We start from the raw sequence: 9,199 nt of genomic DNA, 5'->3' as shown, positions 1-9,199 counted from the left end.
CGCCGGTGCCGCGCGGGCGGGGCGGAACCGGGGCGGGGGCGCACCGGCCCGACGCGCGGCGCGCTGCCCGGGGTGCGGCGCCTGGCCTTGACCCGCGCGTACTCCTCGCCCGGCCACCAGCCCAGCAGGCGCGGCGGCAGGTGGTGGGCGACGCGGTCGGGCAGCTCGCCGAGTTCCTCGTGGACGGCACGGCAGCGGGCGCAGGCGCGCAGATGCGCCAGGACAGCGGGCGGCACGGGCGCGTCGGGGCGCCGGGTGAGGTGGTCGAGGAAGGGCGCGCATCCGGCGCCGTCCGGCCGCTCGGTGCGCAGCGCCGCCCGTGAGTGGCGCAGGGCGTCCTCCGCGCGGCGCAGGGCGATGGTGAGGTCGGCGGGTGCCAGGCCGCTGATCGCGCAGAGCGCCGGGGTGTCGTCCCGTTCGACCAGGGAGTGCCAGAGCAGGCAGCGCGGTCCGGCGGGCAGCGCCTCGTAGGCGAGGGTCCAGCGGTCGTCCTGGCCCAGCGGCCACACGGCGCCGTCCCAGAGCCAGTCGACGAAGGTCCGGTGGAACGAGCCCGGTGACCTGACCGCCGCGGTCACCGCGTCCAGCCGTACGGATTCGAGGAGTTGGAGCCGGACGCAGCCCGCGTGGGGTCCTTCGTCGAGGCGGTGGGGCGAGGCGACCCGGTCGCGCAGCCGGGTGAAGGCGCCGGAGACCAGGGAGTCCGCGACGTCGGGCGACGGGGTGCAGGTGGAGGCGTAGGCGAGGGCCGCGCCGCGATGCCGCTGCTGGAGCAGGGACAGCAGGGAGGAGTCGCCGCCGCGCAGGTCGCGCAGGACCTCGGCGTCCCCCGGCGGCAGCGCGCGGCCGTGCGGCGCGAAGACGGTCGGTGACATGCCCGGGGTCACCGCCGCCGCAGCGGGCGGGGCACCGGTGTGCTCTGCGTGGTCATGGTGGGGTTCTCCCTGGCTCTGGAACCGGGCTTCTCGTCGAGACGGGCGCGAACGCGCCGCGCCGGACATCGCGTCACGGAATCTGACGGGGCCGAGACGCACGGCGCCGGTGTCGACGGAACCGGCACGGGCGACGCGGAAACCGACGCGACCCGTCGGCGGGGAGCGGAATCCGCCCGGACCGGTCGACGGAGAACGCGAACGCGTGGGGCCGGGGCGCCCGGCACGAAATGCCGTGGGGCCAGGACGCCCGACCCGGAATACCGGAGGGCCAGGACGCCCGACCCGGAATGCCGTGGGCCCGGGGCGCCCGATGCGGAATGCCACGGGGCCGGGGCCCGCGGCGCGGAATCCCGTGGGAACGCCTCGCCCGCCGCCGAAACCCGCGGAACCGGTGCCGGCGTCGCGGAAAGCCGTCGCGCCGATGCCCGTGTCACCGAAATCCACGCCGCGGTCGCCCTTGCCGCCGTGATGTCCGAGGCCGGGCCGGGTGACGGCGAATGCGGTGGTGTCGTGATCCGCGCGCGGGAAACCGACGGCCTCGAATGCCGGGCGGTCATTTCCTGGCCGCGGGCGGGACCACGACCAGCGTCACGGCCAGGCCGATCCTGCGGAGCGCCGCGACCAGCGCGGGGTCGGCGTGCGAGTCGGTCACGATGGCCTGCACGGAGTCCAGGTCGGCGATCTTCGCGGCGTGTGTCCTGCCCAGTTTGGAACTGTCGGCGACGACGATCCGGTGGTCGGCCTGTTCGAGCATGATCCGGTCGATGCCGGCGCCGCTCCCGCTGTGCCGGGTGATGCCCGCCTCCGGGCTGATGCCGTCGGCGCCGACGATCGCGTAGTCGAAGCGGCAGGAGCGCAGGGTCTTCTCGGCCGCCTTCCCGACCAGGTCGTTGGAGAGCGGGCGTGCGTGACCGCCGGTGACGATCACGTCGACGGCCTGCCGCGACAGCAGGGAGGCCGCGGTGTCCAGCCCGTTGGTGACCACCGTCAGATCGGCGCGGCCCGCGAGGTTCCGCGCGACGAAGCGGACGGTGCTGCCACCGCTGAGGGCCAGCGTGAGCGGCCGGTAGGGGATCAGCGACGACGCCAGGGCGCCGATGCGCCGCTTGGCCTCGATGTTCAGCGAGTGCCGCAGGCTGACCGGGAGTTCGGCGCTGCTGCCCGCCGCCGCGACCTTCCCGTAGGAACGTCTGATGAGACCTTTCTCCTCCATCACGGCGAGGTCCCTGCGGACGGTCGCGCCGGAGGCGCCGAGGATCGCGGGCAGCGAGCAGACCTTCAACTCCCCGCGCTGGACGAGCAGTTTGAGCAGGATCGAGATGCGCTCGTCGCGCGTGCGCTCGCTCATCGACAGGACCGCCGGATCCGCCGCCGGGGGCATCGGCCCCTGCCGCCGGAGGTCCCCGCGGTCCGTCCGCGGCCGGGGGTCCCCGGTCCCGGGAACGGCGCCCATGAAGCGTCGGGATGACCGCACCCCATCATCGGCAGACCTTTCGCTACAGCGACCACTTCGGTGCCGCTCCTCCGGCCTTCCGTCACTTTTCCGTGACGGCGCCTCAAAGGACGGCAATAATGACCCAACTGTAATGCCGTATTAACGTTCCGCCGCCCACATCCTGTTGAAGTGATCAAGGGTGCTGAGTATTTCGGTTCCCCGCAAGGACCGGGTTCCAAAAAACGGGACATAAGGCGCTCGACATCGACGGGAGAGGCTTCGGAACAACACGCGGCCACGAAAGCGTTTTCTCGCCGGAACGCCTTATCCATACGGCGGTCGAAAGCGTCTGCTTTACGACCCTGTCCGATGGCACCCGTAAAAGAGTGCGCCGTGGATCCTCTCCGGCCGGCGGCGGACCCGCCGGCCCCGGCCACGGCGGCGGCCGACGCGTTCCAGGCTCATGGGCCCAGCTCCCTCGTGCGCGGGTGCGACCCCGCCTCAGCCGCCCCGGGCGGCCTGGCGACTCCGTCCGGGCTCACGCCGCCGAACGGCGCCTACCGGCTGGGTGCACCTCTGGACCGGGTTTTCGCACCCCGGTGTGCAAGGGAGTAAACAGAGCAGAATCGATCACGTCAAGTGCTTGAAACTGTTCACACGGTGATGACATTGCGCAGATTCGAGCGTCCCGAGCAGGTGGGAGCCACCCCGCGCACCGCCGGGCCCCGGAGGGCGGTCGGCGGCGTCCGATACGTCGAACAGGTACAGTCCAACGCGCCAGAGAGCCTGAACACCCGCGTGACGCGGGCGAGTTCCCGCTGTGTCCGCGCGACGGAAGGGGGCGGTCCGGTGTCGCTGGGTGCGACCGGAGCCATCGACGAGGACGATCACCGCATGCTGAGAACCGAGCGTCACTCGCGCATAGTCGAGCATGTGACGGCCCAAGGCAGCGCGAACGTCGTGGAGTTGTCCGGGCTGCTGCGCGTCTCCCCCGCCACCGTGCGGCGCGACCTCCAGTACCTCGACGAGCGGCGGGTGCTGCGCCGCACCCACGGGGGCGCCGTCGCCGGTGACGACCACGACGAGACACCCCCGGTCCGGCGGGCGGGCCGGGCCCGCGCGGAGAAGCGGGCCATCGCCGAGGCCGCCGTCGCGCTGATCCCCCGGGGCGCGGTCGTCGGGCTGACCGGGGGCACCACGACGGCGGAGGTGGCCCGGCTGCTCGTCGAGCGCGGCCCGCTCACCGTCGTCACCAACGCCCTGGACATCGCGGCCCAGTTGGTGCCGCACACCGATGTCTCGCTGGTGGTGGTCGGCGGTCACGCGCGCAGCAGGACCTGGGAACTCGTGGGCCCGGCCGCCGAGAAGGCGCTCGCCGAGTACCACACCGACGTGACGGTGCTCGGGGTGGACGGGATCACCGCGGCGAACGGCTGCACCACCCACGACCAGTTGGAGGCGTCGACCAACCGGGCCTTCGTCACCAGCGGCGAGACGGTGCTGGCGGTCGCGGACGGCAGCAAGGTAGGCCGGGCCACCTTCGCCCGCATCTGCCCGGCGCGCGACCTCGACCATCTGATCACCGACGTCGGCGCCCGCGGCCCCGACCTGGACGCCATCGCCGCGGCCGGGGTCCGGGTCACCACCGTGCGCGTCCCCTGACCCGGCGGGCCCACGGCACCCTCCGCGCGGATCCGCGCCCCCGGTCCCCCGTCGTTCCCCCACCCCGGGAACGCTCAGGAACGGTGATCGAATGAACCCGCTCCACGCGACCGCGCCGGGCGACCCCCGGAGCAGCGCGCAGGGAGCGCGGCCGACCCGTCCCGCCCTCGCCCCGCCGGACCGCTGACCCGCTCCCACCTGCGGTTCCTCCCCTTCTCGCCGGTCCCGTCGCGTACCGCTCCCGACGCCCGGGACCCGCCGTGGCCGACCGTCCGGGGCCTGATCGCGGACTCCCCCGCGCCGTCCGGGCGCGCTCCTGGGCGAACGCGCACTCCCGCGCGGATGAGCGAGCACACCCGAGCACCCGTACCGACGGGCGAAGCACCATCCGCACCCAGCCGAGGGAGAAGCATGACCGGCGGGACACCAGGCACCGACCTGATCGACATGCGTCTGCTGAGAACCTTCATGGTGGTCGCCCAGGAGCTGAACTTCACCCGGGCCGGCGCCCTCCTCCATCTCACCCAGCAGACGGTGTCCTCGCAGGTGCGGACCCTGGAGACAGGGCTCGGCGTGGAGCTGTTCCGACGCACCACACGCCATGTCCGGCTCACCGAGGCGGGCCTGCTGCTGCGGCAGCGGATGCAGCCGATCCTGGAGGCCATGGACGAAGCGGTCGTCGAGGCCCAGGAGTTGGCCCGGCGGGACGGCGTCGTCTTCGTCGTCGGGCACACCGCGTCGGCCGCCCACCGGCTGCTGCCGCGGGCCGCCGGGCTCCTGGAGCGGATCGCGCCCGGACTGCGGCTGCGGTGCGAGCAGCGCACCGAACTCGGTCTGCGGGCCGCCGTCGCCGAGGGGAGCGTGCACCTGGGCGTCGGCCTGGAGGTGGCCTTCCCGGCCGCCAGGATCGCCAGTCACCAGGTGGGCCCCGAACCGTGGTGCGCCGTCGTCGGACCGCAGCATCCGCTGGCGGGCGGCGGCCCGCTGACGCTCGCCGACCTGTCCGGCTACGAGTGGCTGAGCTGGCCGCGCTCCAGCCATCCGGGGCACTGGCGCGCGGTGCACCGGCTCGCCGCGCTGGCGCCGCCCGAGCGGGCGGTGCGGGAGACCTGGCTGAGCGTCGCGCACACCCGGCTCGGCGCCACGGACGCGGTGATGCTCCAGCCGCTCTCCTACGCGGCGCACCCGGCCCGCGGACTGGTCACGCTCGACGTGGTCGACGCGCCCGCGGCCCACTTCACGGCGGTGTGGAGCACGCTGACGACACCCCCGTGCCTGAACCAGGTCCTGTCGGCGCTCTCCAAGGCGGCGGAGTACCCGCTGGAGCGCGCGCACGGCCGGACGACGGCACAGCGCTCGGGGGCCGCCCTTGAGGGAGCGGCCCCCGAGCACGGGCGGCACTGAGGCCGGTCCCGTGTGCCGCGCCCGGCAGGGACCGGGCGCGGCACACGGGACGGAGCCCTATCCGCAGTACATGCCGCGCTCCGCGTCCGTCATCGCGCGGGTGTGCTGGGTCTTGACGCTGGTCTCGTCGTCGGCGGGGCCGGTGGCCTCGAACGGCACGTACCAGTAGCGGTGCCCGCGGAACCGGTCCTTGAAGATCAGCTCGTACGTGCCCGCGGCCTTCTGGAGCTTGGGCGCTCTGGTCACCCAACCGACCTCCCCGGCGGGCACGTTGAGGACGGTGGTCTGGCTCTCGGTGTGCGACGAGGACCAGGTGTGCCGGTAGGACTCCTCGAAGGCCAGCTTGAAGACCGGCCCGAAGGGGAACTTGCGCTCGAACTCCTGGCGCAGCGAGACCCCCATCGAGTTGGACTCGCCGGTGGTGTCCTCCCAGGTCCTGGCCGAACTCTGCGGATCCTCGGTGCAGTTGTAGACGGAGGCGCCGACCTGGTGGGCGGTCCCGGGGAAGACGCTCCGGTCGCCCGCCGGGTGGAAGAGGCACTTGCGGGTGCCGTTGTTGCACTTCGCCAGGAGTTCGGCGTCCGAGGGCGGGCCGTCGTCCGCCCTAGCCGACGGCACGGCGACGAGGCAGCCGCTCGCCACCACCAGGGCGGCCAGGGTGCCCGCCCGGCGAGCGCGGTCGCGCGTTCGCAGCATGATGTGTGTTCCCTTCTGGCGGACGCCCGCGGCGTCCGCCGTCGGCCGTGACCGGTGTGCCGTCAGCAGTGGTCGGCCTTCTCGGCGGGGGTCATGGGGCGGGTCCGCTGGGCCATGGTGCTGGTCTCCAGCGGTCCGGTCGCCTCGAACGGCACGTACCAGTAGCGGTGGCCGCGGAACCGGTCCTTGAAGATCAACTCGTAAGTGCCGGAGACCCGTTGCAGGTCGGGCGTGCGCGTGACCCAGCCGACGTGGCCGGGGCGGATGTCCACGAAGGTGGTGGAGCTCTCCGTCACCGCGTGCTTCCAGGCGTGCTCGAAGCTGGTGGTGACACTCGCGCTGAAGACGCCCTCCCAGCCGACGCCGACCGTCATGGACAGGCCGAGACTGTTGGAGTCCTCGGTGGTGTCCGACCAGCCGATGCCCGAACGCTGGGACAGGGACGTGCAGTTGTAGTCCTCGTCGCCGACCTTCCGGGTGGGGCCCGCCACCTTCACGGGGGCGCCGCCGGGGTGGAAGACGCACTTCCTGGTGCCGTTGTCGCACTTGGCGAGCAGTTCGGCGGCGGTGGGCGGGGCGTCGTCGGCCCATGCCGCGGGGGCGGCGGTCAGCGTGCTCCCGACGATCAGGGAGGCGACGAGGACGGCCGTCCGGCGCGGACGACGGCGCGGGCCGCGCACGGCACCGTCACCGGGGATGCCGGCCCCGTCACCCGGGATGCCGGTCCCTGCGGACGGAGCGCCGGTCGCGGCGGACGGGGCGCCGGACCCGGCGGACGGGTGGGTGCGCCGCTGCGGCCCCGTCACCGGAACTCGACCGACTGCGCGCGGTCGTTGAACGGACCGTCGATGACCGGGGTCAGGTCCCTGAGCGGCGCGGACTCGACGCCGCCCAGGTACGGCTGCGAGTGCAGCACGATGTCGCACTCGGCCCAGCCCTGCACGGAGGAGACGCGGTCCTTCCAGTCGTCGGGGAGGTTGAAGTAGAAGTCGGCCTTGCCGTCGGCGTGGCAGGGCCTGCTGCCCCAGAGGGTGATCGACCTGCCGCCGTACTGCCAGTGCTCGAACAGGGTGCCGATGACGACGTCGCTCGGCTTCTCCACCCCGGTCTGGGCTCCGGCGGCGTTGTCCTTGATCTGCTGGGTGGCGAACGCCTGCGCCTCGGTCCTGGTGCCGAAGCACTCCTGCTCCTTGCTGCCGATGTTGTAGGCGCAGTGGGAGCCGTCGCCGTGCGGCTCGGCACCCGCGGTGCCGGCCATCAGGGAGGCAAGGAAGAAGATTCCGAGGACACCGGCGCCCGAGGCGGCCGCGGCCCTGCTCCTTCTCGTCGTGAACTGCATGGGGACGAATTTCCTCTCTCTGCGGTGACCGCGTTCTCCGGGATCGCTCGCCCGGAGCGGTCTCTCCTGAGCCCGGTCCGGACGACGGGAATGGGGGTCCGTCCGCCGGATCGCACCGGAGCCGTTCGCCATCCTGCGACCGGACGGCGGGCCGCCACCACCGAAATCCCCGCGCGCTGCCGAGTCTTTGTGGATGACCCGGGCGAGGGTATGTTCTGCTCGTATAGGTCCGCTTTATTAGGGGCCCGTGCCCTGTGAACGCGACGAGAGCGGCCCGCCCCTCCCCCGGACACCGCACCGTTCCGCTCCGCGCGCCCCGGAACAACTGATCGCACCCGGTGAGCAGTTGGCCTGTGACGACGCGGTCCACGGAGCCCGCGCCTCCGGAGGCGGAACGACCGGGTACCGACCGCGAGGGACGCCCGCGCCCCCTCCGGAATTCGGTGCGCCGGAGCGTGCCGCACCACGCCTTTCCCTTCCCGCGACTCACTCAAGGTAGCCGGGCACAGGCCCCGAAACCTACCCCTACCGGCGAACTTCGACCGGTCGGCACCGGGCCGCGACTACGACCCGTGAACGGAATCCTGAACAAAAGCCAAAATGGCATGTTCAAACACCGGGACAAAGCCCGTGCAGGGGCCACACGGTGGGGTCCGGTGAAGTCGGAGAAAGGCGGGTGAACGGTTCGCCGCACCCTCCCCTTTTCCTCACGATCTCGTTATCGGAATGAAATGCGGTCGGGCATCCTGTTTTGCCGGGACGGAAATGCCGTGCCAAGGTGCGACGCGGCACCCGAGGTGTCCGTCACCGCGCGATTCCGCGAGGCGCGGCAACCGCCGGCTTTCCCTTCAGGACCACCGGAGTGCCGGGTGTTCCGGAGCGTCCACGAAAGAGGAACCTTGTCGAACTGGCTTCCTTCCCGTCTGCCGGACCGGCACTCCGTCATCGAGGGCGGTCCGCGCGCGCCCGCCATCGGGCTGCGGCTCTGGGAGGACCGGCGCGGTCCGGTCCTCGCCTACGCGCGCCTGTGCACCGTCGACCGGGCGGCGGCCCACGAACTCGCCGACCAGGTGGTGCGGTACGGCGGGTGCGCGGCGCCGCGCGACCGGTCCTGGCTGGAGGGACTGCCGACCGTGCCCGCCGCCGTCCAGACGGTCCTCGACACGGCGGCGGGCTGGGCGGCGACCCCGGCGGGCCGACAGCTCCTCGCGCCGGACCTGCTGACCTGGCTCGGCACCGCGGGAGCAGACCGGGGCGGCCGGGAGGGCACCCCGCCGCTCGCGGTGCGCGGTCTGCGGGCCATGGGCGCGGACGACGCCGAACTCCTCTGGTGGAGCTGCGTGGAGGGCATCTCCGTCGAGGAGCTGGCCCGCCGCCTCGGCCGCCCGAGCCCGGACGTCCTCACCGACGTCGACCGGGTGCGCGAGGAGTTCAGGGAGCGCTGCCGCCTGGCCCACGGCCTCCACCTCGACGACCCGGTCTGCCGCTCGTACGCCGGGCTGCTGGACGCCACCGCGCGGGAGAGCGCGCCGTCCACGCCCGTCGGCCTGCTCCAGCACCTCGACACCTGCGCGCGGTGCCGTACCGCCTTCACCTGCCTCAGCCTGGACGGCGCCCTGCTCGCCCCGGTGATCGCCGCGGGGACGCTGCGCTGGAAGGGCCGCGTCTACGTGGCGAGACGGCGCCGGACGCTCGCGGCGGCGCCCGCGGTCCCGGCGCCGCCGCCCC

7 protein-coding genes and 1 pseudogene are annotated in these 9,199 nt (G+C 73.0%); 3 read left to right on the top strand and 5 right to left on the bottom strand.

Annotated elements, in window-relative coordinates:
* Together GA0115242_RS02475 and GA0115242_RS02470 are read right to left on the bottom strand one after the other, a co-directional pair.
* On the bottom strand, window positions 1–875 hold an 875-nt coding region (locus GA0115242_RS02475), incomplete at its 3' end, for a hypothetical protein (protein ID WP_141721461.1).
* A 613-nt stretch (window positions 876–1,488) separates the two neighbouring features.
* Window positions 1,489–2,283 (bottom strand): DeoR/GlpR family DNA-binding transcription regulator, encoded by a 795-nt coding sequence (locus GA0115242_RS02470; RefSeq protein WP_161352972.1) that lies wholly within the window; start codon window positions 2,281–2,283, stop codon window positions 1,489–1,491.
* A gap of 981 nt (window positions 2,284–3,264) precedes the next feature.
* Between GA0115242_RS02470 and GA0115242_RS02465 the strand changes: the two genes are divergently transcribed.
* Together GA0115242_RS02465 and GA0115242_RS02460 are read left to right on the top strand one after the other, a co-directional pair.
* Window positions 3,265–4,032: a DeoR/GlpR family DNA-binding transcription regulator gene (locus GA0115242_RS02465; protein WP_093823998.1), complete on the top strand. Its 768-nt coding sequence runs from the start codon at window positions 3,265–3,267 to the stop codon at window positions 4,030–4,032.
* Between the two features lie 411 nt (window positions 4,033–4,443).
* A complete protein-coding gene (locus GA0115242_RS02460) occupies window positions 4,444–5,436 on the top strand; it encodes a LysR family transcriptional regulator (protein ID WP_161352970.1) in 993 nt (330 codons plus the stop codon).
* Window positions 5,437–5,493: 57 nt separating this feature from the next.
* Here GA0115242_RS02460 and GA0115242_RS02455 read toward each other — a convergent pair whose 3' ends face one another.
* From GA0115242_RS02455 to GA0115242_RS02445, 3 genes are all read right to left on the bottom strand, one after another.
* Complete coding sequence (locus GA0115242_RS02455) at window positions 5,494–6,132, bottom strand: hypothetical protein (protein ID WP_093823990.1); 639 nt, start codon at window positions 6,130–6,132, stop codon at window positions 5,494–5,496.
* Between the two features lie 62 nt (window positions 6,133–6,194).
* Window positions 6,195–6,938, bottom strand: a complete 744-nt coding sequence (locus GA0115242_RS02450; RefSeq protein WP_256089358.1) for a hypothetical protein — start codon at window positions 6,936–6,938, stop codon at window positions 6,195–6,197.
* Window positions 6,935–7,471, bottom strand: a complete 537-nt coding sequence (locus GA0115242_RS02445; RefSeq protein ID WP_093823988.1) for a hypothetical protein — start codon at window positions 7,469–7,471, stop codon at window positions 6,935–6,937. Before GA0115242_RS02445 ends, GA0115242_RS02450 begins: the two co-directional genes overlap by 4 nt.
* Window positions 7,472–8,370: 899 nt before the next feature.
* Here GA0115242_RS02445 and GA0115242_RS02440 point away from each other — a divergent pair.
* Window positions 8,371–9,199, top strand: a pseudogene (locus tag GA0115242_RS02440) (cellulose-binding protein); the annotation flags it as partial.

The organism is Streptomyces sp. SolWspMP-5a-2, from assembly GCF_900091845.1.
GTDB lineage: Bacteria > Actinomycetota > Actinomycetes > Streptomycetales > Streptomycetaceae > Streptomyces > Streptomyces doudnae.
The sequence above is the reverse complement of the archived record's forward strand: the minus strand, read 5'-3'. Positions and strand labels throughout refer to the sequence as shown.